24 protein-coding genes, 1 tRNA gene, 3 rRNA genes and 1 riboswitch are annotated in these 26112 nt (G+C 43.0%); of the genes, 5 read left to right on the forward strand and 23 right to left on the reverse strand.

What is annotated here, in order from left to right:
* Positions 1–214 precede the first annotated feature (214 nt).
* The 6 genes from EQJ87_RS07605 to rlmD all read right to left on the reverse strand — a co-directional run bounded on the left by EQJ87_RS07605 (position 215) and on the right by rlmD (position 4731).
* The gene (locus EQJ87_RS07605) at positions 215–886 is read right to left on the reverse strand and encodes a FusB/FusC family EF-G-binding protein (RefSeq protein WP_130124046.1); all 672 of its coding nucleotides are present in this window, start codon (positions 884–886) and stop codon (positions 215–217) included.
* 159 nt (positions 887–1045) lie between these two features.
* Positions 1046–1294, reverse strand: coding sequence for a DUF1912 family protein (locus tag EQJ87_RS07610; protein ID WP_130124047.1), 249 nt, complete (start codon positions 1292–1294; stop codon positions 1046–1048).
* A gap of 11 nt (positions 1295–1305) precedes the next feature.
* Positions 1306–1644 (reverse strand): MmcQ/YjbR family DNA-binding protein, encoded by a 339-nt coding sequence (locus tag EQJ87_RS07615; RefSeq protein ID WP_130124048.1) that lies wholly within the window; start codon positions 1642–1644, stop codon positions 1306–1308.
* On the reverse strand, positions 1641–2147 hold the full coding sequence (locus EQJ87_RS07620) for a GNAT family N-acetyltransferase (RefSeq protein ID WP_130124049.1): 507 nt from the start codon (positions 2145–2147) through the stop codon (positions 1641–1643). The genes EQJ87_RS07615 and EQJ87_RS07620 overlap by 4 nt, the downstream gene beginning before the upstream one ends.
* Positions 2148–2311: 164 nt before the next feature.
* Entirely contained in the window at positions 2312–3025 is a 714-nt protein-coding gene (locus tag EQJ87_RS07625; RefSeq protein ID WP_130124050.1) for a B3/B4 domain-containing protein, read from the reverse strand.
* Between the two features lie 149 nt (positions 3026–3174).
* Complete coding sequence (rlmD, locus tag EQJ87_RS07630) at positions 3175–4731, reverse strand: 23S rRNA (uracil(1939)-C(5))-methyltransferase RlmD (protein ID WP_130124051.1); 1557 nt, start codon at positions 4729–4731, stop codon at positions 3175–3177.
* Between the two features lie 119 nt (positions 4732–4850).
* Between rlmD and recX the strand changes: the two genes are divergently transcribed.
* Positions 4851–5657: a recombination regulator RecX gene (gene recX, locus EQJ87_RS07635; protein ID WP_130124052.1), complete on the forward strand. Its 807-nt coding sequence runs from the start codon at positions 4851–4853 to the stop codon at positions 5655–5657.
* Positions 5658–5714: 57 nt separating this feature from the next.
* Here recX and rrf read toward each other — a convergent pair.
* The 7 genes from rrf to gnd form a co-directional block, all read right to left on the reverse strand.
* Positions 5715–5830: ribosomal RNA gene (gene rrf / locus EQJ87_RS07640) — 5S ribosomal RNA — on the reverse strand.
* A gap of 82 nt (positions 5831–5912) precedes the next feature.
* Positions 5913–8811 (reverse strand): 23S ribosomal RNA (locus EQJ87_RS07645).
* A 138-nt stretch (positions 8812–8949) separates the two neighbouring features.
* Positions 8950–9022, reverse strand: a tRNA-Ala gene (locus EQJ87_RS07650).
* 93 nt (positions 9023–9115) lie between these two features.
* Positions 9116–10661: ribosomal RNA gene (locus EQJ87_RS07655) — 16S ribosomal RNA — on the reverse strand.
* The 16S, 23S and 5S rRNA genes sit together here with 1 tRNA gene alongside, the layout of an rRNA operon.
* Positions 10662–10971: 310 nt before the next feature.
* On the reverse strand, positions 10972–12387 hold the full coding sequence (locus tag EQJ87_RS07660) for a gluconate:H+ symporter (protein ID WP_130124053.1): 1416 nt from the start codon (positions 12385–12387) through the stop codon (positions 10972–10974).
* 109 nt (positions 12388–12496) lie between these two features.
* Positions 12497–14008, reverse strand: coding sequence for a gluconokinase (gene gntK, locus EQJ87_RS07665; RefSeq protein WP_130124054.1), 1512 nt, complete (start codon positions 14006–14008; stop codon positions 12497–12499).
* A gap of 28 nt (positions 14009–14036) precedes the next feature.
* Complete coding sequence (gene gnd, locus EQJ87_RS07670; protein WP_130124055.1) at positions 14037–14963, reverse strand: phosphogluconate dehydrogenase (NAD(+)-dependent, decarboxylating); 927 nt, start codon at positions 14961–14963, stop codon at positions 14037–14039.
* A 182-nt stretch (positions 14964–15145) separates the two neighbouring features.
* Here gnd and EQJ87_RS07675 point away from each other — a divergent pair, with 182 nt between their 5' ends.
* Positions 15146–15994 (forward strand): MurR/RpiR family transcriptional regulator, encoded by an 849-nt coding sequence (locus EQJ87_RS07675; RefSeq protein ID WP_130124056.1) that lies wholly within the window; start codon positions 15146–15148, stop codon positions 15992–15994.
* A 32-nt stretch (positions 15995–16026) separates the two neighbouring features.
* Positions 16027–16335 (forward strand): DUF960 domain-containing protein, encoded by a 309-nt coding sequence (locus tag EQJ87_RS07680; RefSeq protein ID WP_130124057.1) that lies wholly within the window; start codon positions 16027–16029, stop codon positions 16333–16335.
* A gap of 85 nt (positions 16336–16420) precedes the next feature.
* On the opposite strand, the gene EQJ87_RS07685 is transcribed toward EQJ87_RS07680, so the two are convergent.
* The 5 genes from EQJ87_RS07685 to EQJ87_RS07705 form a co-directional block, all read right to left on the reverse strand.
* Complete coding sequence (locus tag EQJ87_RS07685; RefSeq protein ID WP_130124058.1) at positions 16421–17206, reverse strand: metallophosphoesterase; 786 nt, start codon at positions 17204–17206, stop codon at positions 16421–16423.
* A gap of 264 nt (positions 17207–17470) precedes the next feature.
* Entirely contained in the window at positions 17471–17716 is a 246-nt protein-coding gene (gene rpsR, locus EQJ87_RS07690; RefSeq protein ID WP_003131952.1) for a 30S ribosomal protein S18, read from the reverse strand.
* Positions 17717–17894: 178 nt separating this feature from the next.
* Positions 17895–18392 carry a single-stranded DNA-binding protein gene (locus tag EQJ87_RS07695; protein ID WP_130124059.1) on the reverse strand — a complete coding sequence of 166 codons (498 nt, stop codon included), beginning with the start codon at positions 18390–18392 and terminating at the stop codon, positions 17895–17897.
* Positions 18393–18414: 22 nt separating this feature from the next.
* Positions 18415–18708 (reverse strand): 30S ribosomal protein S6, encoded by a 294-nt coding sequence (rpsF, locus tag EQJ87_RS07700; protein WP_130124060.1) that lies wholly within the window; start codon positions 18706–18708, stop codon positions 18415–18417.
* Between the two features lie 193 nt (positions 18709–18901).
* Positions 18902–19753, reverse strand: coding sequence for an undecaprenyl-diphosphate phosphatase (locus EQJ87_RS07705; RefSeq protein WP_130124061.1), 852 nt, complete (start codon positions 19751–19753; stop codon positions 18902–18904).
* A 188-nt stretch (positions 19754–19941) separates the two neighbouring features.
* A riboswitch (Lysine riboswitch) is annotated at positions 19942–20121 on the forward strand.
* Positions 20122–20306: 185 nt separating this feature from the next.
* Between EQJ87_RS07705 and EQJ87_RS07710 the strand changes: the two genes are divergently transcribed.
* Positions 20307–21725, forward strand: coding sequence for an amino acid permease (locus EQJ87_RS07710; RefSeq protein WP_130124619.1), 1419 nt, complete (start codon positions 20307–20309; stop codon positions 21723–21725).
* 30 nt (positions 21726–21755) lie between these two features.
* Here the strand turns inward: EQJ87_RS07710 and EQJ87_RS07715 are convergent, their stop codons facing one another.
* From EQJ87_RS07715 to EQJ87_RS07735, 5 genes are all read right to left on the reverse strand, one after another.
* Positions 21756–22190: a hypothetical protein gene (locus EQJ87_RS07715; protein ID WP_130124062.1), complete on the reverse strand. Its 435-nt coding sequence runs from the start codon at positions 22188–22190 to the stop codon at positions 21756–21758.
* A 34-nt stretch (positions 22191–22224) separates the two neighbouring features.
* Positions 22225–22629, reverse strand: coding sequence for a hypothetical protein (locus EQJ87_RS07720; RefSeq protein WP_130124063.1), 405 nt, complete (start codon positions 22627–22629; stop codon positions 22225–22227).
* 131 nt (positions 22630–22760) lie between these two features.
* Complete coding sequence (gene dnaX / locus EQJ87_RS07725; RefSeq protein ID WP_130124064.1) at positions 22761–24410, reverse strand: DNA polymerase III subunit gamma/tau; 1650 nt, start codon at positions 24408–24410, stop codon at positions 22761–22763.
* A gap of 174 nt (positions 24411–24584) precedes the next feature.
* A complete protein-coding gene (locus EQJ87_RS07730) occupies positions 24585–25226 on the reverse strand; it encodes a phosphotransferase (protein ID WP_130124065.1) in 642 nt (213 codons plus the stop codon).
* Positions 25227–25255: 29 nt separating this feature from the next.
* Positions 25256–25744 (reverse strand): GAF domain-containing protein, encoded by a 489-nt coding sequence (locus EQJ87_RS07735; RefSeq protein WP_130124066.1) that lies wholly within the window; start codon positions 25742–25744, stop codon positions 25256–25258.
* An 82-nt stretch (positions 25745–25826) separates the two neighbouring features.
* Here EQJ87_RS07735 and EQJ87_RS07740 point away from each other — a divergent pair, with 82 nt between their 5' ends.
* Positions 25827–26096: a chorismate mutase gene (locus EQJ87_RS07740; RefSeq protein ID WP_130124067.1), complete on the forward strand. Its 270-nt coding sequence runs from the start codon at positions 25827–25829 to the stop codon at positions 26094–26096.
* Positions 26097–26112 lie beyond the last annotated feature (16 nt).

A 26112-nucleotide genomic window follows, 5' to 3' on the forward strand; every position in this document is an offset into this window, starting at 1 on the left:
CACCTGATTTCCGTCAACTGACGGCACTCATTTTATATTCCAAATCACTGACGGATTTTTTCGTCAGCAATTTCTCCTGAAATGACGCAACCTTCATAAAGTTCGACTGAGCGCTCTCACCTGCCGCGCTCTCTCTTCAAATCTTGCTTTATTACTCCTCGCCAAGTTATTTCATTTTATCAGATTTTTAGGGTTTTTACAAGGCTTTTTGGGCTTATTTTTCTTTAATGATTTCCAAAAATTTATCGAGCCCTTGTGCGGACTGAACCTGCTGATTGCAAAGGTCTGAGTCTAAGCAAATATAGGTGCCGTTCTTTGTATAAGTGCCGTCTGCGCCTGTCTTAGTCGTTGCTAAAAATTGAGTCACGACGCTTGTTTTTTGACAAATGGCACAAATATTTTTTATGTTTCCAGAAATTGTCCCGTAAAATCCTCGACCGTCGGCGGTCAAAATGTATTTTCGGTTGCTAGAAACTTCGTTCCAAGCCAAATAAGTGACCTCACGTAAGTCCCATTGGCTCAGTGCTGGCAGTTTCAATTTTTTCACTTTTTTGAAGGCTTTTTTCATCTGCGCTTCGGTGGGCAAATGGAAGGGTTCGACCCAATTTTTTAATTCCATCAGCATTTTCTCTGCTTGCTCTCTGGAAAAACTTGGATTTTCTAGTGCTTTCAAATAGTTTTCAAGTGCCGATTTTACTGACGAATTGTCTGGCAGCTGATTTACTGACGAAAAATTTCCGTCAGCATTTTCTCCAAGCTGTAAAATTTCGCTGGCGACTTGGGCGTAAACCGCATTAACTGTGGATTTATCATTGACAGAATGATAAACATTCACCAAGTCAAAAGTGAGGTATTTGATGCGATTGTATTCGTGTGGTTTTAACATTTTCTTATTCCTTTAAGTTGCGTCGGGCGCTGCCCGAAATTTAAGTGATATTTCATCCGCAAAGAAACAAGGCTCTGCGGCAATCTAAGCGAGAGCTATTACTCGCACTTGATTACCAACCATATTTTCTAAATTCATATGAAGCTCCTTTAGATTTTTTTAGTAAGTTTTTGTTCCAAGATCTGGAATTTCATGGAAATTTTTTCCATTTTTGTAATTTTCAAATTTTCCTTGGAGAAAATGATAAGCATCCAAGCGACTTTCGTAGCGAATTGCGGCTTCAGCGGCTTCTTTTTTTCCATCTTCATGAGCAATTTTTTCCGCAGCTTTCATGGCTAGTTCGGAAATCTGTACTTGTTGGTTCACCCATTCTTGAAAATCTTTCAAAAATTCTTGTTCGTAGTTCATTGGTTCTCCTTTTATTTTAGTGTTAAATCGTAACTGGTTTCAATCATTTTGCAAATTTGTTCATCAGCCACGTCACCACCCAAACGCAGATCGTTCCAATGCACCTTGTTCATATGAAAAGCAGGGCTGATGTCCTTGAAAAACTCTCGAAGTTCTACGGAAACTTCCGGATTTTGCTTCACCGCGACAATCAAATCGCCTGAACGCTCTGAAATGTAAGCAAAACATTTTTTATTTTTAAGATGTCTGATGACTGTTGTCGGCCTTGCTTTCTCCATTTTCACAAAGGGTTGATCAGCAAAAGTCGCCCCGAGTGACAGGCAAAAATCAATCAGTTCCTGCTTGTTCATGGCAACTCCAGCTGATAAGCAATGCGGTCACCTTCAAACTGAACCAGCCCGCGTTTGACAAAGCCTTCACGTTCAAAAACGCGCTGCATGACTTTGTTTACAGGGTGCGTGTCCACACGAAAATCCCGATATCCAGCTGCATACATCAGACTAAAAAGATTTGAAAAAAGCTGTTTAGTCAAGGATTGCCCACGAAATTCGTCCGACAAAGCAATCCGATGCACCGTCACATAATCCAAGTTTTCATTAGTCCATGCTCCCTCGCGAATCCGAGTGTAAGCTGGCTCTTCGCCCACAACCAGCGCACAATAGCCCCCGATTTTTCCATCAACCACAAGCACATAAGCCTGTGCTTTGGCAAAATCGCGTTCAATATCCGCCGTCGCTGGATAAGCAGCTTGCCACTGATCACTCCCGGCAGCAGCCAGAAAAGCCCGCGCTTGCTGAATAATTCTCATAATTTCAGCCAAATCCTTTGGCTCCGCCTTACGCAAATAAATCATTTTTCACTCCTTTGAATCGCTGATTCTATTTTATCACAAAAAGCTTCATGATTAAAACCGCCAGCAAAGCTGACGGCACTTATTTTACACTGGAACAGTCCTGAATCATTCCGTCAGCATTTTTTCTGATGAAATTCAGTTCCGTCAGCATTTTCTCTCGTTGTTTAATCTTGCGTCAGCACCATTTCTGGATTTTCTTTGTTCACAAGAATAACTTCTGCTGTTCCACCCAAATATTTTTCACTCAACTCAGCCAATTTTGCTGTGGCTGCTTGCAAAGTGTCCATGCGTTCTGGATCTACACATTCGATAATCAAGAAAGCATTTTTCGTTTGCTCAGTCAACATCGTCCGTTGACCATCACGCCAGTTCCACGAACGGCAAACCGCACCTTCATCGTCCAAATAACAAATTTCGCCAGGCAAAGCATTATCCGCTTCTTCATCGCCCAAAGCCAAGAAATACTCCCCACCAACTGCTTTCGTCAAGCGCAAGTCGCCCACAAAAGTGTCAATATCTTCACCACCAGCTGGCAAACCGTAGTTCAAGCTGATGCTATTGTAAAGGTCAACAAGTGGGTTAATAGAGCCAACCGCGCGCCCTTTATCCACCCGTTTGAGCAAAGCTTCGATTGAGCTACGTGCGCCTTTTTTCGTCTTAAATTTTTGATAAGCCTTGCGCCAAACCGCAATCACAGGATTCTCGCTAAAGACCGCAGCATCCAAGAACTGTTCCGCATTATCATTGGCTTCATCCAGTAATTTTTTGATTTCAGCAGATGATTCCATGCTGTTGTCAATATTTTTGGCAAGAACAATTCCGATTTGCGTTTCAGGGAAAAGCTCCCAAAATTCTGATTCCACAACAAATTTTTTCATTTTTTGTCTCCTAAAAAGGGTTTAAAAATTTACTGACAAATCCGTCAGTAAATTCTCTCCTTCAAATCAATTCCGTCAGTAAATTCTCTCCTTCAAATCAATTCCGTCAGCATTTTCTCTCAGAAAATTCACTGACGGAATTCAAATTTTTAATATTTTCCATATTTTTGCTGACGACGACCACGACCGCGATTTTTTCCTTTGGTTGCCGCAGCACGTTTTTCCGCCTTACGTTCTTCTTCCAAATGTTCAAATTTAACAATACGTAAAGGCACATCACGTTTCGTCAGCTTAACCACAGCCTCCGTCCGCGCTGTATGTGGGAACATATCAACAGATTGGATATACTCCACCTTGTAATAATTCGCCAAAACCACCAAATCTTTAGCCAAAGTCGATACATTACAGCTGACATAAGCAATTTTTTCTGGTGGATATTTCGTGATGGTTTCAAGCAGTGCATCATCAAGACCAGTACGTGGCGGGTCAACAATCATCGCTGTTGCTCGGTGCCCAGACTTGTTCCAGTTTGGAATAATCCGCTCAGCTTTACCAATCTCATAATGACAATTTTTCAGTCCCAAGCGTTTTGCATTTTCGCGCGCGTCAAAAATTGATTCTGGCGTAATATCCATCCCATGAACCGATTTCACTTTTTTAGCCACGGCAAAACCAATCGTTCCCACACCACAATAAGCATCAATCACACGATCATCTTTTTTAGGACTCAGCGCCTTCACAGCTTCAGCATAAAGCACACTCGCTTGCTCACAGTTCAGCTGATAAAAGGCACGTGGACTAAGCTCAAACTCATAATCCAGCACACCTTCCGTGATGGTTTCCTTTTCGTTGAACAAGATTTGCGTCTGTTCCCCATAAATTTCACTGCTCTTTCGTGGGTGGAAATTGACCGCAACCGTCACAATTTCTTCAAATTGATCCGTCAATGCTGAAAGCAATTTATCAAATTTTACAAACGAATTTTTCTGACGTTTTGATGCCTCTTCACGCAGTTCAGGCCAAACCTGTCCATCCAAAATAATCGGCGTTGACGACACAAAGATAATTTGTACCTCACCCGTTTTTTGAGAACGACGTACCATCACCGTACGAATCCCACCAATCTTGCGCTCATCATAAACAGGGAGATCAAATTTTTCAATCAAACGACAAATAAAATTGATAATTTCTTGCGTTTTTGGATCCTGCACCAAACAATTTTCCAAATTCACCAAATGATGCGTGCCTTCTTGATAAAGTCCAGCAATCACCGTCCCATCATTCAAGCGACGCACTTGAAATTGTAATTTATTCCGATAACCGAGCGTGTTTTTCATCCCTAAAGTCGCCCGCAAATCATAGTTTTGCCAACCCGCTGGTTTATATTTTTCCAAAGCCTGACGCAAAACATCGCGCTTAAACTCCAGTTGCATCGGATAAGACAAATGCATAATATGCGATTGACTCATCTCATGATAAGCCCGATCCTGCGGTTTCACCCGATTAGGTGATTTCTCAATAATTTTCACAAGCTTAGCCCGACTAAAATTACGAGCATTTTCTGTGATTTCTACAAGTACTTCTTCGCCTGGGAGTGCGTAAGGAATGAAAACCAAACGTCCTGAAATAACGCCAATTCCCTCACCATTGATCCCCATTCGTTCAATTTCGACTTGAATTTTTTGTCCAATTTTTAAATTTACCATTCTCTGATTATACCATAAAAACCGCCGTTTTTAGCCCTCTCATTCTAATTTTACAGATAAATTTTTGCAAATAAAGCAAGCCATGACCATTCAGTCATTTTTTCGTATATAATAGTGATATGGGAAAAATTACAGCAATTAAAAAATTAAAACGCCTCTACCGAATTGACCTTTGCGACCTTGAACAAGAAAAAATTTATGTCTGTGAAGACACCATCGTTCATTTCTTTCTCAATGTTGACAAAAGCCTCAGCCAAGAAGAACTTACCGAAATCACCACTTTTGATCACTTTGCTCAAGGAAAATCATTAGCCCTCTACTACATTTCATTCAAGATGCGCACCAGCACAGAAGTCAAAAAATACCTTCAAGAACACGACATCCCTTCCGAACAAATTGAGCAAATCATTGCCGTACTCATCGAAAATAACCTCATCAATGACTTATCCTATGCCGAAAATTTCATCCAAGGAAAAATTTCGATGGCAAGTTCAGGACCTTATCAAATTAAACAAAAACTTTTAACTAAAGGCATTGACAATAACCTCATCACCCAAGCCTTAGATGAATTTTATAACGAAGAAGAACAAATCGAAGTGGCCTACAAATTAGCAGAAAAACTCGTCCGTAGCTCCGCTCATCGCCTCACCCTCAATCAACTCAAACAAAAAATCCTCCAAAGCCTGATGAATAAAGGTTTTTCCTACTCAATCAGTAGCATCTCCCTTGATTCTCTTGCCCTAACTGCCGATGAAGAAAATGAAACAGAACTTCTCTATACAGAGCTAGACAAAGTCGCCAAGCGCTACAGCCGCAGTTACGACGGATATGAAAGAAAACAAAAAATCACCCAAGCACTTGCAAGAAAAGGATTCGACTACGACGACATCAATTCGGCACTGCGCGACTATACATTTGAACCCTAGCCCTCTGCTAGGGTTTTTTGAAGGCAATAAAAAAAGAAGCCTTAGCTTCTTCACTTAACTTGGCCACGAGCCTATCTCCCAGGGGGCAACCCCCAAGTACTTCCGCCGTAGATGGACTTAACTGCTGTGTTCGACATGGGAACAGGTGTATCTCCATCACTATGATGACCAAATCTTTAAATGTTACTTTGAACATTCAAAACTAAATAACACTTCTTCTAACGCTTAACCTTAAGCTTTTTATATTTGACTCTTTTGGTAAAGTCCTCGAGCGATTAGTACTGGTCCGCTACACCCCTCACAGGGCTTCCACTTCCAGCCTATCTACCAGATCATCTCTCTGGGCTCTTAATTCTTACGAATGGGTAATCTCATCTTGAGGTGGGCTTCGCACTTAGATGCTTTCAGCGCTTATCCCTTCCCTACATAGCTATCCAGCCGTGCCTCTGGCGAGACAACTGGTACACCAGCGGTAAGTCCATCCCGGTCCTCTCGTACTAAGGACAGATCCTCTCAAATTACCTACGCCCGCGACGGATAGGGACCGAACTGTCTCACGACGTTCTGAACCCAGCTCGCGTGCCGCTTTAATGGGCGAACAGCCCAACCCTTGGGACCGACTACAGCCCCAGGATGCGACGAGCCGACATCGAGGTGCCAAACCTCCCCGTCGATGTGAACTCTTGGGGGAGATAAGCCTGTTATCCCCAGGGTAGCTTTTATCCGTTGAGCGATGGCCCTTCCATGCGGTACCACCGGATCACTAAGTCCTAGTTTCCTACCTGCTCGAGTTGTAGCTCTCGCAGTCAAGCTGGCTTTTACCTTTACACTCTACGATTGATTTCCAACCAATCTGAGCCAACCTTTGAGCGCCTCCGTTACTCTTTAGGAGGCGACCGCCCCAGTCAAACTGTCCGTCAGACACTGTCTCCCTGGCCGATTATGCCAGCGGGTTAGAGTAACCATAAGTCAAGGGTAGTATCCCAACAGCGCCTCAATCAAAACTAGCGTCCTGATTTCAATGGCTCCTACCTATCCTGTACATGACTTACAGGTACTCAATATCAAACTACAGTAAAGCTCCATGGGGTCTTTCCGTCCTGTCGCGGGTAACCTGCATCTTCACAGGTACTAAAATTTCACCGAGTCTCTCGTTGAGACAGTGCCCAAATCATTACGCCTTTCGTGCGGGTCGGAACTTACCCGACAAGGAATTTCGCTACCTTAGGACCGTTATAGTTACGGCCGCCGTTTACTGGGGCTTCAATTCAGTGCTTCGCTTACGCTAACACCTCCTCTTAACCTTCCAGCACCGGGCAGGCGTCACCCCCTATACATCACCTTGCGGTTTAGCAGAGAGCTGTGTTTTTGATAAACAGTTGCTTGGGCCTATTCACTGCGGCTGGCTGTTACACCAGCACCCCTTCTCCCGAAGTTACGGGGCTATTTTGCCGAGTTCCTTAACGAGAGTTCTCTCGATCACCTGAGGCTACTCGCCTCGACTACCTGTGTCGGTTTGCGGTACGGGTAGATATGACTTTACGCTAGAAGCTTTTCTTGGCAGTGTGACATCACGGAGTTCGCAACCGTAGTTGCTTCCCCATCACAGCTCAATGTTAGAGAAACATGCATTTGACACATCTCACACCTCACTGCTTAGACCAGAATCCATTAACTGGCATCCGTTAGCCTACTGCGTCCCTCCATCACGATCATATCTAGTACTGGAATATCAACCAGTTGTCCATCGACTACGCCTTTCGGCCTCGCCTTAGGTCCCGACTAACCCAGGGCGGACGAGCCTTCCCCTGGAAACCTTAGTCTTACGGTGGATAAGATTCTCACTTATCTTGCGCTACTCATACCGGCATTCTCACTTCTTAACGCTCCAGCACTCCTCACGGTATACCTTCATCGCGGTTAAGAACGCTCTCCTACCATTGATTTAAAATCAATCCAAAGCTTCGGTAATATGTTTAGCCCCGGTACATTTTCGGCGCAGGGTCACTCGACTAGTGAGCTATTACGCACTCTTTGAATGATAGCTGCTTCTGAGCTAACATCCTAGTTGTCTGTGCAACCCCACATCCTTTTCCACTTAACATATATTTTGGGACCTTAGCTGTTGGTCTGGGCTGTTTCCCTTTCGACTACGGATCTTAGCACTCGCAGTCTGACTGCCGAACATGTGTATTAGCATTCGGAGTTTATCTGAGATTGGTAATCCGAGATGGACCCCTCACCCAAACAGTGCTCTACCTCCAATACACTTACATTTCGACGCTAGCCCTAAAGCTATTTCGGAGAGAACCAGCTATCTCCCAGTTCGTTTGGAATTTCTCCGCTATCCACAAGTCATCCAAACACTTTTCAACGTGTCCTGGTTCGGGCCTCCAGTGTGTCTTACCACACCTTCACCCTGCTCATGGATAGGTCACTAGGTTTCGGGTCTACATCATGATACTAAAGCGCCCTATTCAGACTCGCTTTCGCTACGGCTCCGTCTCTTCAACTTAACCTCGCATCATAACATAACTCGCCGGTTCATTCTACAAAAGGCACGCTCTCACCCATTAACGGGCTCGAACTTCTTGTAGGCACACGGTTTCAGGTGCTATTTCACTCCCCTCACGGGGTTCTTTTCACCTTTCCCTCACGGTACTGGTTCACTATCGGTCACTAAGGAGTATTTAGGGTTGGGAGATGGTCCTCCCGGATTCAAACTGGATTTCGCGTGTCCAGCCCTACTCAGGATACTGCTAGGTATAAGCGCTATTTCGTCTACGGGATTATTACCCTCTTTGATTAACCTTCCCAGGTTATTCGACTATAATGCTTAAGTCCACGTTGCAGTCCTACAACCCCAAGAAGCAAGCTTCTTGGTTTGCCCTTCTTCGCGTTCGCTCGCCGCTACTTACGAAATCGTTTTTACTTTCTCTTCCTGCAGGTACTTAGATGTTTCAGTTCTCTGCGTTACCTTCACGTAAGCTATGTATTCACTTACGGATAACTGCTAGTAGCAGCTGGGTTTCCCCATTCGGAGACCGAGGGATCAATGCGTACTTACTGCTCCCCCTCGAATATCGTCGTTAGTCACGTCCTTCTTCGGCTCTTAGTGCCAAGGCATCCACCGTGCGCCCTTATTAACTTTGCCATGATGAATTTAATCATCTTTTTTCAAGTATAAGTTTGTAAATTCTTTAAAATTCACAGCTTTTGGTTTATTTTATCGTTATTAGATATTGTTATTTAGTTTTCAATGTTCAAGTGATTTTAACGTCTTGTCTGACAATGGAGCCTAGCGGGATCGAACCGCTGACCTCCTGCGTGCAAAGCAGGCGCTCTCCCAGCTGAGCTAAGGCCCCACAATCAAGAAATTGATTCTTGTATAGGTTTTCTACTAAACCCCTCAAAACTGAATAAAGTTGAATGCTCACGTCTTTGTATATATTCCTTAGAAAGGAGGTGATCCAGCCGCACCTTCCGATACGGCTACCTTGTTACGACTTCACCCCAGTCATCGGTCTTACCTTAGGTAGCGCCCTCCTTGCGGTTAGGCAACCAACTTCGGGTACTCCCAACTCCCGTGGTGTGACGGGCGGTGTGTACAAGGCCCGGGAACGTATTCACCGCGGCGTGCTGATCCGCGATTACTAGCGATTCCGACTTCATGTAGGCGAGTTGCAGCCTACAATCCGAACTGAGAATGGTTTTAAGAGATTAGCTAAACATCACTGTCTCGCGACTCGTTGTACCATCCATTGTAGCACGTGTGTAGCCCAGGTCATAAGGGGCATGATGATTTGACGTCATCCCCACCTTCCTCCGGTTTATCACCGGCAGTCTCGTTAGAGTGCCCAACTTAATGATGGCAACTAACAATAGGGGTTGCGCTCGTTGCGGGACTTAACCCAACATCTCACGACACGAGCTGACGACAACCATGCACCACCTGTATCCCGTGTCCCGAAGGAACTTCCTATCTCTAGGAATAGCACGAGTATGTCAAGACCTGGTAAGGTTCTTCGCGTTGCTTCGAATTAAACCACATGCTCCACCGCTTGTGCGGGCCCCCGTCAATTCCTTTGAGTTTCAACCTTGCGGTCGTACTCCCCAGGCGGAGTGCTTATTGCGTTAGCTGCGATACAGAGAACTTATAGCTCCCTACATCTAGCACTCATCGTTTACGGCGTGGACTACCAGGGTATCTAATCCTGTTTGCTCCCCACGCTTTCGAGCCTCAGTGTCAGTTACAGGCCAGAGAGCCGCTTTCGCCACCGGTGTTCCTCCATATATCTACGCATTTCACCGCTACACATGGAATTCCACTCTCCTCTCCTGCACTCAAGTCTACCAGTTTCCAATGCATACAATGGTTGAGCCACTGCCTTTTACACCAGACTTAATAAACCACCTGCGCTCGCTTTACGCCCAATAAATCCGGACAACGCTCGGGACCTACGTATTACCGCGGCTGCTGGCACGTAGTTAGCCGTCCCTTTCTGGTGAGATACCGTCACACGAGGAGCTTTCCACTCTCCTCGTCGTTCTTCTCTCACAACAGAGTTTTACGATCCGAAAACCTTCTTCACTCACGCGGCGTTGCTCGGTCAGACTTTCGTCCATTGCCGAAGATTCCCTACTGCTGCCTCCCGTAGGAGTTTGGGCCGTGTCTCAGTCCCAATGTGGCCGATCACCCTCTCAGGTCGGCTATGTATCATCGCCTTGGTGAGCCTTTACCTCACCAACTAGCTAATACAACGCGGGATCATCTTTGAGTGAAACAATTGTTTCTTTCAAGCTTAGAACATGTGTCCCTAGCTGTTATGCGGTATTAGCATTCGTTTCCAAATGTTGTCCCCGCTCAAAGGCAGATTTCCCACGCGTTACTCACCCGTTCGCTGCTCTTTGGTTTAGTGCAAGCACCAAACCGCATCGCTCAACTTGCATGTATTAGGCACGCCGCCAGCGTTCGTCCTGAGCCAGGATCAAACTCTCAAATAAAGTATTTAAGTCACACTAATGTGACTGGCTTGTCTTTCATTATTGATTGACAGATTTTTTGATGTCTTTCGACATCACATGAGTCATTCTTCTTTATTCAGTTTTCAATGGTCTAGCTCGCTTCAAGACCCTCGTCTCTTGCGACAACTATTATATTCTATCAAACCCCCCTCCCTTTGTCAAGGATTAAATGTATTCCTTCTCACTTTTTTTAGTTTCGTTCGCTTTTTACCCGCTCCTGTATCCCTTTTCTTCCTTACCCTGACTCAGTTTGTGAAATTAAAAAAACAAGTCAAAATTGACTTGTTTTTTAGTGAATCCAGATATTCATCAACATAACCATTCCTAAACCTACTACTGCGATAATTGTTTCCAAGACTGTCCATGTTTTCAATGTTTGTTTCACATCTAAATCAAAGTATTCTTTAAACATCCAAAATCCTGCACCGTTGACATGAGAAGCAGCAATTGATCCTGCTCCAATCGCGAGAACCATTAGAGCTGCTGTATTTGGAGATGCAGTAGCAAGCATAGGCTGAACTAAACCTGCCGCGGTCAATGCAGCAACAGTTGCTGATCCTAATGAAATTCTCAAAATAACGGCGATTATCCAAGCAAGGAGCAATGGTGAAAGTGATGAATCTTTAAACATACTTGCAATTTGGGAGGATATCCCTCCGTCAATAAGGACTTGTTTTAGCGCTGCGCCACCTCCGATGACTAAAAGAAGCATGGAAATTGATTTTATGGAATCTGCAATGGAGTTGGCGATTTCAGAGTGATCCTTGCGTTGGAGCCATCCCATTGTAAATAAAGCAAATAATAATGAGAGAATCATCGCTGAAACTGGATTGCCTATGAACATCATTATATTTTCGATTAAATGCTCCGGATATTTGGTGATCGTCACAACTTTACCAGCTTTGATACTACTACTTGTAATGGCCGTATAGGGTTTACCATCATTGGTTACAATGGAGTATATTGTACTAATTGCCATCAAAATTACCGGCATCAGTGCTGTCAAAATGGAAATTCCAAAACCTGGTGTTTCTTCTAATTTCCATTTTTTAATTTCACCGAAGGCAGACAACTTACTTTTGACAACAAAAGCTTCAGGAACCCATTTTTTAGCAATTTTTGTAAAGACAGGGCCTGCAATGATAACGGTAGGAACAGCCGCAACAATCCCGTAAAGCAGGACAGTTCCTGGATTTGCCCCTAAAACACCTGCAATTGCCGTAGGTGCTGGGTGAGGTGGTAAAAATCCATGTGTTACGGACAAGCCAGCAGTCATTGGAATTCCGAGATAAATCAGAGGAACTGAGGCTTCCAATGCTACCGCGAAAACGATGGGAATAAGCAAAACCATTCCTACTTCAAAGAACAAAGCAACCCCAATGATAAAGCTGGCAACCATGATTGCCCATTGAATTCTCTTTTTCCCAAAATAGTCAATCAATGTTCTGGCAATCCGGTAGGCGCCACCAGCATCGGCAATTAGACGGCCAAGCATCGCTCCAAAACCAAAGACGATGGCCAGCTCTCCTAAAGAGCTGCCTATTCCGTTTTGAATAGAAACAGGGATTTGCCCCAGTGGCATTCCTAAGCCCAAACCAATTAAAACCGAAACGACAATTAATGAGACAAAGGTGTTAATCTTAAATTTGATAATCATCAATAAAAGAATCAAGACTCCGCCAAATAAGACGAGTAAATCAAGCATTTATTTTTCCTTTCAAACCATCTAGCAGATTGTATGCTTGCGCTTACATTCTGATTTTTAAATTTAGCTCAACGTTATTTTTTAAGCTGTCGTTGAGCCTTTTGGAAATTTATTTATTGGCTTTAAATCGGCGTTGGAAGTCAGAGATATTTTCATATTCTAAGCCTAAGGTATGCGAGAGGCGAATGAAAATCGGACTTAGTTCGCGATAGCGCGCAACATTTTCTGGATTGGGTAGATAGGTTTGATTATTTCCAATCATTGTGCTTATTTCTCCTAAGTCGTCGATCATGCCCAATGCTTTTTCAGCCATCACTACTGCGGCTAAACAACCTGCTTCTCGGCTTTCCGAAACGTTGATGGGTTGTTCAAAAATATCTGCCATAATCTGCGTCCAGAGCTTGGAACTTGTAAAGCCTCCCGTGGCTTGAATCATGTTTAAATCACCGACAACTTCAACAAGGCTTAGAGCAACTGTGTAGAGATTGAAGACGATTCCTTCAAGTACACTGCGAGCCATGTGGTTTCGATTGTGTCCATAATTTAGGCCAAAAAATGACCCTCGAGCATTGGCGTCCCAAATCGGAGCACGTTCTCCTCCAAGATAGGGATGAAAAAGTAGCCCGTCAGCTCCCGCTGAAACTTTTGTGGCGAGTGCTGTCACTTCTTCAAAGCTCATTTCTCCTTCAAAAATCTGGTCTCGAACCCAACGAAAAACGTCTCCGCCAGAGTTAACGGGCCCTCCTACTACCCAATGCTCTCTATCCAAAGCATAAGTGAAGGTGCGACCTTTTTCATCTGTTTTAGGTTTGTCGGTGACAACTCGAATAGCGCCAGACGTCCCGATGGTTATTGCGGCAACGCCGGGAGCGATAGCGTTGACGCCTAGGTTTGACAGAGGCCCATCGGCTGCTCCCCAAACGAATTTTGTTTTTCTCTGGATTCCCATTTGCTTGGCGAAATCTTCGGAAAGATTTTGCTCAATTTCGTAGGGTTCAACGACTTGGGGGAGTTGCTCAGGGGTTACTCCTGTGATTTCCAGTGCTGCTTTGTCCCACTGAAGATCAAAAATATTGAAAATTCCTGTTCCTGTCGCTGTTGATAAATCAATCTTATTAACAGCAAACAGGCGATAAAAGATATAACCTTTGAGTTCTAGATAGTGGGCTGCTTTTTCGTAGATGTCTGGGCGGTCATTTTTTAACCAGATGAGTTTGGAGAGAGGGGCCATTGGATGAAGGGGTGTGCCTGTGCGGCGGTAGATTTCTGATCCCACTTTCGAGGCTTTGAGCTGCTCGGTGTATTTGACGGCGCGGGTATCCGCCCAAGTGATAAGGCGTGTGAGGGGCTGCCAGTTCTCATCAAAAGCGATAAGCGAGTGCATTTGTGTGCTAAAAGAAATAGCTAAAAGTTCATCGTTTTCTTCTATAATGATGGCAACTTCCCGGATTGCGCTTAGGACGGCTTCAAAGATATCTTCTAGTGCTTCTTCTGCCATACCACTTGCATCACGATAAAGGGGGTAGGCTTGGCTACTGCTTGCGATAATCTTGCCATTTTTTTCAAACAATACTGCTTTTGTCGCCGTTGTTCCTAAATCAACGCCAATCAAATAGTCCATTTTTTCTCCTTTTCTTCTATAATATTATCTATTTGTGTTCTATTTCGTGTCCACCAAAGCCATTGCGCAGAGCTGCGACCACTTTACCTGTCATCGTGTCGTCTTGCAAAGAGCGATTGCGCATCATGAGTGAGAGCGCAATGATAGGGGCAGGGACATTTAAGTCCAAACTTTCTTCAACCGTCCACTTTCCTTCGCCTGAAGCTTGGACGCGTCCTAAAATTTGCTCTAGTTTTGGATCTTTGGCGAATTGTGCTTCAGCGAGTTCCATGAGCCAACTGCGAATGACGGAGCCATGATTCCAGAGTTTTGCGACGGCTTCATAGTCATAGTCAAAAGGGGAGTGTTCCAAAATTTCAAATCCTTCTGCGATGGCCTGCATCATGCCGTACTCAATGCCGTTATGAATCATTTTCAAGTAATGACCACTTCCGAGTCGCCCTGTGTAGAGGTAACCATTTTCTTGAGAAATGGCTTGAAATAGAGGTTCGATAAGTTGCCATGCTGGCTCATCGTCACCACCAATCATGAAATTTCCGCCTTGGCGAGCGCCTGATGTGCCGCCCGATGTGCCTGCATCAAAGAATTTGATGCCTTTGGCTTTTAATATCTCATTTTGTTTGAGGTTGTCTTTGTAATTGGAATTGCCTCCGTCAATCAAAATGTCTCCTGCTGACATTTTTTCACTGAGTGTTTCAATGATTGAATTTGTTGGCTCACCCGCTGGCACCATGACCCAGATTATTCTCGATTGGCCGAGAGAATTTGCTGACGGATTTAATTCCGTCAGTAATTTCTCTAGATTATCTACTGCTGTAATCTTCTCGGAATAATTTTTGACGCGAGCTAAGGCCGTTTGATCGACATCGTAGGCAACGACTTCGATATCATGGTCGACAGCGTTTTTTACGAGATTCATGCCCATTTTTCCTAGGCCAATCATTCCAAATTTCATTGGTTTCTCCTTTATGTTATCGTTTTCATTTTTGTTAATTCTATTATACGTAATTTATTTTCAATTGTCAATAATATTTTTTGTAAATCTTTTTCTTGTTTTTTGTTTTATTTCTAAAGGATTGTGCGAAGCGGAGGGTCGTTTTTGTGGTATAATGTAATCAAATTAGAAGGAGGCTTGGTATGGCGCGGACGCTTATTAGCCGTATTCGGAGTTACTATGATAACCTTAGCAAATCAGATCAGGCCATTTCTGATTATTTGATTGCCAATATTGATAGTGCAGCTTTGCTTTCAATTCAAGAGTTTGCTCAAGAAATTCATGTTTCGACGGCAACGATTTCCAGATTTTCTAAAAAGATTGGTTTTAATTCTTTTCAAGAGCTGAAATTGGCGATTCATGCGACGGACGCCAGAGCAACGGATGAATTTTTCAGCGAACTTTCACCGACGGATAATTATAAAGAAATTTTGACGAAAAATTTTAATGGTAATATCTCTTCGCTGTCCTCCACTTTGAATCTCGTCAGTGAAAAACAGCTCAATCAGAGCATGAAACTTTTGTTGGCGGCGCAAACCTGTGGATTTTTCGGGCTTGGCGGCTCAAATGCCGTGGCCTTGATTGCTTTTCACAAGTTTTTACGGATGCCTTTGCACTGCGTTTATCATCAAGATTTTCATTTTCAGCAGATGCAGGCAGCAAAATTGACGAGCAAAGATTGTGCGTTTGTGATTTCACACACTGGAAATAACAAGGACACCATGCGTTTAGTGGAAATTTTGAAAAGTCGTGATGTTCCGATTATTGCGATTACTTCTTTTGCCAGCTCGGCTTTGGCTAAGGCGGCTGATGTGGCGCTTATTTCGATTTCAGAGGAAATTTCTTTCCGGCCCGAAGCGGTGGCTTCAACGGTTTCACAAATCAGTTTATTGGATGCCTTGTTCATGATGTATGGCATGAAAATGAAAGACGGTTCGGAGGAAACATTGAGCGAAATCCGAAAAGTAATTCGCAATTCTCGAATTTCTTGACCTTTATTTGATGAAAGAAAGGATGTGATGTTATGGCTTTTTCTAATACACGGCGACGTTATGCGAGTTTTGACACGGTAGCGTCGATTCCCGGAGAGGTCATTGATGCCTTTTGGTTTATTATTGATTATCATCTCAAAGGGGTATTTTTGTTGGAGCCTGTGATCAATTTTGATCTTATCAATGCTCAGGGCTTGCTCTCGATTCAATTTTCTCAAGGTAATAGTCCAACAAAGATTGTCGTTGATTTTGATTATCCTTTCAACCCAAAATGGCCAAGTGCCTATCGGGCGGTGGACAATATGGGCCGCGAAACAATCATGACGGCACGCGAAATGTGATTTTTGCCAGAGAAAATGCTGACGTAAATTTTCGTCAGTAAAAAAGTCAATAAAAAAAGTCCGTCAGTAATTTTGACGGACTTTTTTAAAGGTCATAATAAACAATTTCTGGTGGAACGCCAAAACGAATAGGCAAAAAGGTCAGACCAATGCCACAATTCACGTAAAGTCGCGTCCGCTCATTGAGCTGATAAATGCCTTTGTCAGCGCTGCTTGAACCATTATTGTGCAGGCGCCAATTACCCAAACGAATCTGACCACCATGACTATGACCAGATAAAATCAAATCAAATTTGCTGACGGTTTTCATGTCCAAAACGGTGTCCGGCTCATGGATCAACAAGATTGAAAAATCTGATACTTCGGGTGCAAGTTCAAAATTGGGCTGACCTTCTCGCCAGTCATCCACGCCCGAAAGCGTGATTTTGCCTTGAGGAAGTTCCAGCAAAACGCTGCTATTTTTCAAGACGACAAAGCCTGCTTTTTGCAAAAATTCTTCGACAAAAGCTGCCGATTTTTCTTCGTCAAAATCATGATTGCCCACGACCGCAAACTTGCCCAGCGGAGCGTCTAATGCTGACAATTGCGTCAGTAATTTCTCCCAATTTTTTCCCTTCGCCCAAGCCACCTTGTCAAACAAATCACCAGAAAACACGATGATGTCTGGCTTTTCTAGCGTCATATTTTTGGCAAATTTTTTAAAACGACGATAAGTCGTGTGCCAAGTAAAATGTGTATCTGTAAAATGAGCAATTTTCAGACCTTGCTGAGCGGTTATTTTGACTCGACGCACTTTCATCAAATGCGGCTCGACAAAAATGCCATACATCAGCAAAATCAAACCGATTGCTCCTATCATCAATCCAATCATCTGTCCATTTTAACATAAATTTACTGACAAAAACATCTTTTTCACTGACGAATCGCTCCGGACTCAACAAATCAACAAACCCTTACGCTTACCACTGAAAAAAACGCGTCAGTAATTTCTCTACAAAAAACCACCCCTCAAACTCGTGCAAAACAAGACCAGCTCACCAACGAATAGAGCAAAAGAAAAAACCGCCTAGGCGGTTTTTTTATATTCGCTTATGAACCCTACCGTAAGCGCCGAAGCACTAACGACTAGTGGTTTTTAGTTTTGGTCTTCAGCTACGAATGGAAGCAAAGCCATTACGCGCGCGCGTTTGATTGCGTTAACCACTTTACGTTGGTTTTTAGCAGATGTACCAGTCACGCGACGTGGCAAGATTTTACCACGTTCTGAGATGAAACGTTTCAAAAGTTCAGTGTCTTTGTAGTCAACGACTTCGATTTTGTTTGCAGCGATGAAGTCAACTTTTTTACGGCGTTTGAAGCCGCCACGACGTTGTTGTGCCATTTTATTTCTCCTTATATTATTTTTTAGATGTCCTATCAATTAAAGTTTTCTAGGATACGACGCTTTGTCGAAAAGCCAATTTTGCTTTTCTTAAAAAGCGAGTAAGACGTTAGGCAAAAGTTCCAAAGAATTTTGCCATCTTGTAATTAGGCGCTTTAGGGTCAATTACAAGTACGTATTAGAATGGAAGATCATCATCCGAAATTTCCATTGGTGAGCTGCCAAATGGGTCAGCATCACGCCCAAAATTATTCGGTGCTGCGTTAGTGTTCGCCTGCGGACGTGAATTGTTTGCAGATTGACTTGGTGCAGAATATGAACCAGTCGCTGCTCCACCACTCATACCGTCACGAGCAGACCGACTTTCCAACATTTGGAAACTCTCAGCCACAACCTCAGTCACATAAACACGTTGACCTTGTTGATTTTCATAGTTCCGCGTTTGAATACGCCCAGTAATTCCTACCAACGCTCCTTTTTTAGCCCAATTTGCCAAATTTTCAGCTTGTTGGCGCCAAATCACACAGTTAATGAAATCAGCCTCACGCTCACCGTTCGCATTTTTAAATTGACGGTTAACCGCCAAAGAAAACGTAGCGACAGCTTGATTTTGAGGGGTATAACGAAGTTCAGGATCGCGAGTAATGCGTCCCACTAACACAACATTGTTTATCATAATGAACTTCTCCTAAAAGCTATTAAGCTTCAACTTTAACGATCATGTGACGAAGAATGTCAAGATTGATCTTAGCAAGACGGTCAAATTCGCTCAAAGCTTCTGAAGTTGTTTCAGCTTCAAAAGTAGCGATGTGGTACAAACCTTCGCGGAAATCGTTGATTTCGTAAGCGAGTTTACGTTTTTCCCAGTCTTTAGACTCAAGATTTACAGCACCGTTGTCAGTCAAGATTGCATCGAAACGTTCAACGAGGGCAGCTTTTGCTTCTTCTTCAATGTTTGGACGAATAATGTAAAGAATTTCGTATTTTGTCATTGATTTTTCCTCCTTTTGGACTAATGACGCAGGTCGAGCCCTGCGTAAGTTGTGAGTTTTTCCCACAGAGTTATATTCTATCACTTTTTTTCATTTTTAGCAAGAGAATTTACTGACGAAAATTTCCGTCAGCATTTTCTCTGTAATGAAAAAAGTACCAAACTTTTCGTCAGTACTTTTTCTTATCTCACGCTTAGAAAATCGCTTTGATTGCCGCATAGACGAGCAAAAGCGCGCCCAGAACAATCCGATATTTCCCAAAGAAAGTAAAATCATGTTTTTTGACATAATCCATCAACCAGCGAATAGCCAGCATGGACACGAGAAAGGCCACCACAAAAGCGACAAGCAAAATCCCAAACTGACCAAAATTCAAACCATTCCCATCTTTAAAGAAATGAACCAGCTTGATGAAACTCGCTCCAAACATAATCGGAATTCCAAGGAAGAAAGTAAACTCAGCCGCAACAGCCCGACTTACCCCAATCAAAAGCGCCCCAACAATCGTCGCTCCAGACCGTGACGTCCCAGGAATCAGCGACAAGACTTGGAAAAGTCCAATATACAGCGCCATTTTATAAGGCAAGCGATCAATATTCGTAATTGAAAGTTCGTGATTTGGCACCCATTTGCGTTCGATGACAATGAAAGCCACCCCATAAATAATCAACATTACCGCTACCGGTACAAACTGTTGAAAATGTGCCTCCAACCAATTATTCAAAGGCAAACCAATGATTGCCGCAGGCAAACAAGCAATCAAAACCTTGACCCACAAGCGCCAAGTTAACTGAATTTCTCGTGGTGTTTTTTGTTTATTGGCTGGATTTAACTTATTAAAAGGATTCAATTTGTGGAAATACAGCACCACCACAGACAAAATCGCCCCCAGCTGAATCACCACATTGAACATATCCTTGAAAGCTTGCGATTGATTGAGCTTGATAAATTCTTCAGCGATAATCAAATGCCCCGTTGACGAAATCGGCAGCCACTCTGTAATTCCTTCAATGATACCTAAAATAATTGCACGAATAAAATCCATTAGTTACTCCTCGAAATTTCCAGTAAAAGCATCAAAACCATGACACCATCCTGTTGATATTTTGTCGTTCTTTTATAAGTATATCATAAAAAATCATCGAATAAAGCTCTAAAAAAGCCTGAATTATTAGGAAAATCTGCATTTTTATTCTTGACATCTTTATATTTTTGCGCTAAAATTGCAATTAACACATCGATAGAGGTCGCAACCAATATGAACCTACGCTGAGTTTGAGCAAAACACAGACGCGTACTTGGGGAGGAGAGGTTGCCGAAAGGGTTTTGTTGCTCAGCAAAATTCTTGGGCTAGTGAGGAAGACTCACTAGACTGTCGCAAAGGATTATACTATGCGGGGGGCTATTCGTTCAGGAAAATCTTAAATTTTTCGTGCGTTTAGCAATCTACTGATAAGATTGCTTTTTTTGTTTTTTGCGGAATTATTTTTCAAGAAACAATCGGTGTTGAATAAAATTTAAGGAGTGAGAAATTGGAAAATTCTCCACAAACAGAAAATACTCAAGTTAAACGTAGCTTGAAACAGCGCCATCTCTCAATGATTGCGCTTGGAGGGACGATTGGTACAGGACTGTTCGTTGCTTCTGGAGCAACGATTTCACAAGCAGGGCCATTTGGTTCACTCGTCGCTTACGCCGCGATTGGGATTATGGTTTATTTCTTGATGACTTCCCTTGGTGAAATGGCAAGCTACTTGCCAATCTCTGGCTCATTTGCCACATTTGCTAGCCGTTATGTTGACAAAGCCTTTGGTTTTGCAATGGGGTGGAACTATTGGTTCAACTGTGCCATTACCGTTGCCGTCGAAATCGCCACCGTTGGTGTCGTCATGAAATTCTGGTTGCCTTCTGTTCCTACTTGGATCTGGTCAGCAATTGTCTTCACTCTTATTCTTGCCATCAACTTGACCTCAGCCCGCGCTTATGGCGAATGGGAATTTTGGATGGCACTTGTTAAAGTCGTGACCGTCATTGTCTTTCTTGCCATTGGTGTCCTTACAATTCTTGGCATTTTCTTCCACCAACCACACCTTAACGTGGCTCACAACCTTTCAGCCGGCGGAAACAATGGTTTCGTTGGTGGTGCAGGTGGAATGCTTGCCGTTCTCATGATTGCAGGATTTTCTTTCCAAGGAACAGAAATCGTTGGTGTGACAGCTGGTGAAGCTGAAAATCCAGAAAAAACTGTTCCCCAAGCCATCAAATCCGTTTTCTGGCGTATCCTCATCTTCTACTTTGCAACAATTTTCATCATCGGTGCATTGATTTGGTATAAAGATCCAAACTTGCTCGCTGCTTCTACTGAAAACATCGCTGTTTCTCCATTCACTTTAGTTTTCCGTGACGCAGGACTTGCCGCTGCCGCCTCTGTCATGAACGCCGTAATCTTAACTTCTGTTATCTCAGCAGGTAACTCTTGGCTCTACTCTGCATCACGTATGCTTTACAGCCTCTCTCTTGAAGGCTTCGCACCAAAAGTCTTTGGTAAAACGCATAAAGGAAATGGTATTCCTACGGCCGCTGTTTTAGTTACGGCTATCCTCGGACTGGCTGCCTTTATCACAAGTTTCTTTGGCCCTGAAGTATACCTCTACCTCGTTGCCGCTTCTGGACTTTCTGGTTTCCTTGCTTGGGTCGGCATTGCCATCGCCCACTTCCGTTTCCGTCGTGCTTTTGTCAAACAGGGACATCACATTGACGAACTCGGGTACAAAGCACGTTGGTTCCCAGTTGGCCCAATCATTGCTCTCGTTATGTCAATCCTTATCATGCTTGGACAAAGTTATGGTACTACAAACTTCCATGGCACTATCGCTCATTGGAACTGGACAGCCATTATCACAACTTACCTCGCTGTCCCACTCTTTCTCATCTTGTATTTTGGCTATAAACTGGTCAAACATTCAAAACTCATCCCACTCGAAGAGGTTGATTTGGATCGCACTTACAATAAATAAAATAAAAAAACTGCTCTCTGAGCAGCTTTTTTATTTTTCGATTTTTAAATCACGTTTGAATTTCTTTTCCGAATAAACCTCAAGAACTCCTAGGGGTGAAAGGACAAGATATTCGCCAATTTGCCCTACTGCTGGTACCCGAGCTTGGTTGACAAAGAGATAGATATTGTAAGGATAGGCTTTAGTAAAATTATCTGGTGCCGTATAAAGAAAGAGCCAAGATGTCGCTGGATTTGTGATGAGGTTTTCGACATTTGTCTTGTCCTCATCGTAAGTCACCGTGCTAGGCTTCGCTGCCATCCCCTCCTTGCGCAACTTGACTCTTTGGGCCAATTCCATGACTAGCTTACCACTCCATGAGAGTTGTTCATGTTCAAATGCTTCTAAAACCCAAGGTTCGTTTTCGGGCTTCTCAGTGGAAATTTGCCAGTAATTAACGATTGTGTCCCCTAATTTTGCTTTCATTTTGTTGTTTTCCTTTCATGAAAATCCATATTTCTTAATTAAAACCTGCTAATAATCCCCACAAAACAGCGAATGCCCAGAATCCCCCAAACATTTTACCAAAAAACGTGCCTGTCAGGCCGTTATATCTCCTCCATCTGGAGCTGCTACCATCCTTACGATTTGGCGGAGTCATAGTAAACCAAATGACCCCGAAAGCCATAATGCAGCAAAAAGCAATCGCAAGAAGACTGATTCCCAGATGGAAAAAAGCGCCTTTGAAGAGAATAAAGCTACTTTCAAGGAGGTAGAGACCCAAAAAGCGAGTGGCAAATTTGCCTAGGTAATCATAAAGCGGAGCAAACTTTTTTTGAATGTTAAACAGCAAGAAAAGCGCAAAAAAGAAGAAAAATAAGCTGACAATAGCGATAAGAAGAAATAAGAGAGAGAATTTAAACATGATTGCTCTACCTTTCTCAATAGACTGATTTTTCTGACAAGTTAGCGTTTTCTTTTTCTGGGATTATTATAGCACTCCAAAAATAAAAATGCAACATAAAATTGCATTTTTATTACTTTAATCTTGAGTTTTTAATCGTTTATTTCAATCACTTTTTCTCCAAAGAGTTCCTTGGCTAGATTGATACTTTCATCAGCTGCTTCTGCTGGTTTTTCCTCTTCTTGAGGTTTTTCTGCTTTTAGGCTGGTGACATATTCACTACGTACCTCTTGCCAATCCGGCTCTGCCAAAGCAATGATTTCAGGGCTAAAGCCAACAATAGAGCTGAGGAGATTGCCACAAAAGAGTTGCAAATCTGCATTTTCACTGACTCTTTTGGCCAGATTTTCGTGTGGGAAAGTGACGACAACAAAATTTTCTGAGGCAGCCACTGGTGCTGTATTATTGAGCAGCGCGCGGTCTGCAGGTTTACTGACGGATGCGACAAGCTCTGGCCAAGCACTAAGGACTGCTTTTCGAGCGTCATTGGTCGCTTCAGCAAGCGCTTTGTAAATCAAATCTTTATTAAACACTGATTTTTTGCTGACGGAAATTTTCGTCAGCGTTTTTGGAGTTTGCGTCAGCATTTTCTCTGGTTGCGTCAGTGTTTGCGACTGATTTGAAGTGACTTGAGCTTTGAGTTGGGCGATTTCTGCTTTCAACTGCGCAATTTCTGCGCTCAATTGCGCTGGAATTTCTGCTGAACGAGCAGCTTGTAGTGGAGCTTCCTGTGCAAGGCGCATGGTCATTACATCTGCCGCAATTTTGGTCTGCGTCGTTTCTTTGATTGTTTTCAAACTTTCAATGGCAATATCAATCCATTTAAAAATCTGATTGCGGTCAAACGAAGTAGCTGTATCCAAAAGCAAATCACGGAAATAAGCCAGTAAATCCTCCGTGAAACGAAGCATATTTTTACCCTCAGCAAAAATTTTATCCAGTTCAAGCAAAGCTTCGTTTTCATCATGTGCAGCAAGGGCTTGGACATAAGTCACCAAGGCGTCAGCCGCAATTGACCCCGTCACCAACAAGGCATCTTCTTCTTGCAATTGACCTGCTGAAAAAGAGAGAGCTTGATCTAAAAGCGAGAGCGCATCGCGCATCCCCCCCTCAGCCGACTTGGCGATTACATCAAGGGCTTTTCCTTCAAAATCAACCTGTTCATCGGCTAAAACTTTTGCTAAATAGCCTCGAATATCTGCCGTCGTGATTGATTTGAATGCAAAACGTTGCACCCGCGAGATAATCGTCGCTGGGATTTTTTGCAGCTCTGTCGTTGCGAGAACAAAAACAACATTTTCTGTGGGTTCTTCGAGCGTTTTCAAGAGCGCATTAAAAGCACCCGTACTCAGCATATGCACCTCGTCGATGATGTAGACTTTATAGGTCGCTTGACTGGCGGCATAGGTGGATTTATCACGAATTTCGCGAATTTCATCAACACCATTATTGGAGGCTGCATCAAGTTCAATCACGTCATCAAGGCTACCCTTGGTGATGGAATCACAAATAAAACAATTGTTACACGGCTCTCCGTCTACTTGATTAGGGCAGTTGATTGCTTTGGCAAATATTTTAGCTGCCGAGGTTTTTCCTGTCCCCCGTGGGCCTGAAAAGAGATAGGCGTGTGAGATTTGCTGATTGACAATCGCATTCTTCAACGTTGTCGCTACCACCTCTTGCCCAACCATTTCATCAAATCTTTGGCTGCGGTATTTTCTATATAATGCTTGGTATGCCATATTTTCTTTCTCTTTTTTGAATACTTGCTGATTTGCAACCTTCACTATATTTCGGTGCAAAAAGACAGCTGTTTCAAGTCTTTGGCTGCGGTATTTTATTTTTCGATATCGTAAGCTACGAGGCTAAAGCACGCGTGGCCTGACTTGCTCTTCACTGTGCGTTTTGCTGAAAATTTAATACATATCCTGAGCCACTGTGTAGTTGAAATCTTTGAGAATCTCTGTCGAAGCGTCGCGCGACTGAATCAATTCGTCAATATCTGCAGATTGGTAATTTTTCAAAGCAGTCCGCAAGGCAAAAAATCTTGCCCGATCAATGGTTGAGGCGTCCGCTTCTGCCGCTGCAAAAAAGATTTTCCGGGCCTTTTCATCAAAAAGAATCCAAGCAAGCGCCAAGTCACAAGCGGGATCACCAATGACTGCATTTTGCGTTCCTTCAACCGCTTGTAATTTTCCATCTGAAACGAGCAACTGACGAGCAGCGAGATTTCCAAGTACCCAAACTGGTGCTTTTTCCCACTTGGTTTTCGCCGCTTTTTCAAATTTTTCTTCCAACAAATCCGCTGGAACAAGTTGTTTATATTGCGCCAAAAGCTCCAAGATTTCGGCTTCAAAAACAATCAGATCCGAGCCAGCAAAAGCATTGTCCAGACTTGGTTTTGGTGCATCTGTCGTTTGCAAACGATGTAACTGATAGAAAAAATTGCCTAATTGGCGGGCAAATTCATGCGTCTCCCCGATATTTCCAGGATTAACCGCTTGTCCGACTGGATTGGTGAATTTTTCATTGATAAAATTTTTAATTATTTCGCTCATTTTTTCTCCAATACTTTTTCAATTTCTCATTATCCAATTTCAAAGAACTTAAAGTCCGTCATTTCGCACAAAATTTCCGCAAATTCTTCCAGATATTTCTGGTCAATTTCATCGTAAGCACCGATTTCTGAGCTGTCCAAATCAAGTACACCAACGAGTTTGCCGTCTTTGACGAGCGGCACAACAATTTCTGACATGGCCCGACCGTCACAAGAAATATAATTTTTATGCTCTTTGACATTTTCTACAATCAAAGTTTCACGTTTTTCAGCAGATTCACCACAAACACCCTTGCCCATGATGATTTCCACACACGAAACTGAACCTTGAAACGGCCCTAGAATCAATTTTTCCCCGTTGTAAAGATAAAAGCCGGTGTAAACCTGCTCTGGCAAGGTATTCCAAAGCAAACTACTTGCATTTGCCAAGTTAGAAATGGTGTAATTTTGCTCGCTCAATAGTCCTTTAAGTTGTAAATTTAACATTTCATAAGCTTCGATTTTCTCTTCTTTTGTCATCGCGCTCTCCTCAAAAATAAGATATTATAATTATATCATTTTTAAAGGCATTTTTTCGATTAGTTTTGATATAATAAAAACCATGAACCTTACAGAACTTCGCAAAGAAATTGACCAAGTCGATCAAGAAATCGTTCGTCTACTGGAAGAACGAATGAATATTGTCCAAAAAATCGGTCAAGCAAAACAAGCCCAACAAATCACAATTCTTGATTCTTCCCGAGAAGAAACCGTTTTGAACCAAGCGCGACAAAATGTGAAAAATCCCGCCTATCAAGAAACCATCGTTAACACTTACAAAGACATCATGAAAAATTCTCGCCTTTATCAAAAAGAAGCTCGAGAAAAATGAAAAAAAGTTACTGCAT

Origin of the sequence: Lactococcus sp. S-13 (assembly GCF_004210295.1) — a bacterium.
GTDB lineage: Bacteria > Bacillota > Bacilli > Lactobacillales > Streptococcaceae > Lactococcus.

What these genes read in the sequence shown, in the direction of transcription:
- EQJ87_RS07605 (WP_130124046.1), bottom strand. Translation starts at nt 886, where the DNA reads ATGTTAAAACCACACGAATACAATCGCATCAAATACCTCACTTTTGAC.
- EQJ87_RS07610 (WP_130124047.1), bottom strand. Translation starts at nt 1,294, where the DNA reads ATGAACTACGAACAAGAATTTTTGAAAGATTTTCAAGAATGGGTGAAC.
- EQJ87_RS07615 (WP_130124048.1), bottom strand. Translation starts at nt 1,644, where the DNA reads ATGAACAAGCAGGAACTGATTGATTTTTGCCTGTCACTCGGGGCGACT.
- EQJ87_RS07620 (WP_130124049.1), bottom strand. Translation starts at nt 2,147, where the DNA reads ATGATTTATTTGCGTAAGGCGGAGCCAAAGGATTTGGCTGAAATTATG.
- EQJ87_RS07625 (WP_130124050.1), bottom strand. Translation starts at nt 3,025, where the DNA reads ATGAAAAAATTTGTTGTGGAATCAGAATTTTGGGAGCTTTTCCCTGAA.
- rlmD (WP_130124051.1), bottom strand. Translation starts at nt 4,731, where the DNA reads ATGGTAAATTTAAAAATTGGACAAAAAATTCAAGTCGAAATTGAACGA.
- recX (WP_130124052.1), top strand. Translation starts at nt 4,851, where the DNA reads ATGGGAAAAATTACAGCAATTAAAAAATTAAAACGCCTCTACCGAATT.
- EQJ87_RS07660 (WP_130124053.1), bottom strand. Translation starts at nt 12,387, where the DNA reads ATGCTTGATTTACTCGTCTTATTTGGCGGAGTCTTGATTCTTTTATTG.
- gntK (WP_130124054.1), bottom strand. Translation starts at nt 14,008, where the DNA reads ATGGACTATTTGATTGGCGTTGATTTAGGAACAACGGCGACAAAAGCA.
- gnd (WP_130124055.1), bottom strand. Translation starts at nt 14,963, where the DNA reads ATGAAATTTGGAATGATTGGCCTAGGAAAAATGGGCATGAATCTCGTA.
- EQJ87_RS07675 (WP_130124056.1), top strand. Translation starts at nt 15,146, where the DNA reads ATGGCGCGGACGCTTATTAGCCGTATTCGGAGTTACTATGATAACCTT.
- EQJ87_RS07680 (WP_130124057.1), top strand. Translation starts at nt 16,027, where the DNA reads ATGGCTTTTTCTAATACACGGCGACGTTATGCGAGTTTTGACACGGTA.
- EQJ87_RS07685 (WP_130124058.1), bottom strand. Translation starts at nt 17,206, where the DNA reads ATGATTGGATTGATGATAGGAGCAATCGGTTTGATTTTGCTGATGTAT.
- rpsR (WP_003131952.1), bottom strand. Translation starts at nt 17,716, where the DNA reads ATGGCACAACAACGTCGTGGCGGCTTCAAACGCCGTAAAAAAGTTGAC.
- EQJ87_RS07695 (WP_130124059.1), bottom strand. Translation starts at nt 18,392, where the DNA reads ATGATAAACAATGTTGTGTTAGTGGGACGCATTACTCGCGATCCTGAA.
- rpsF (WP_130124060.1), bottom strand. Translation starts at nt 18,708, where the DNA reads ATGACAAAATACGAAATTCTTTACATTATTCGTCCAAACATTGAAGAA.
- EQJ87_RS07705 (WP_130124061.1), bottom strand. Translation starts at nt 19,753, where the DNA reads ATGGATTTTATTCGTGCAATTATTTTAGGTATCATTGAAGGAATTACA.
- EQJ87_RS07710 (WP_130124619.1), top strand. Translation starts at nt 20,307, where the DNA reads ATGATTGCGCTTGGAGGGACGATTGGTACAGGACTGTTCGTTGCTTCT.
- EQJ87_RS07715 (WP_130124062.1), bottom strand. Translation starts at nt 22,190, where the DNA reads ATGAAAGCAAAATTAGGGGACACAATCGTTAATTACTGGCAAATTTCC.
- EQJ87_RS07720 (WP_130124063.1), bottom strand. Translation starts at nt 22,629, where the DNA reads ATGTTTAAATTCTCTCTCTTATTTCTTCTTATCGCTATTGTCAGCTTA.
- dnaX (WP_130124064.1), bottom strand. Translation starts at nt 24,410, where the DNA reads ATGGCATACCAAGCATTATATAGAAAATACCGCAGCCAAAGATTTGAT.
- EQJ87_RS07730 (WP_130124065.1), bottom strand. Translation starts at nt 25,226, where the DNA reads ATGAGCGAAATAATTAAAAATTTTATCAATGAAAAATTCACCAATCCA.
- EQJ87_RS07735 (WP_130124066.1), bottom strand. Translation starts at nt 25,744, where the DNA reads ATGACAAAAGAAGAGAAAATCGAAGCTTATGAAATGTTAAATTTACAA.
- EQJ87_RS07740 (WP_130124067.1), top strand. Translation starts at nt 25,827, where the DNA reads ATGAACCTTACAGAACTTCGCAAAGAAATTGACCAAGTCGATCAAGAA.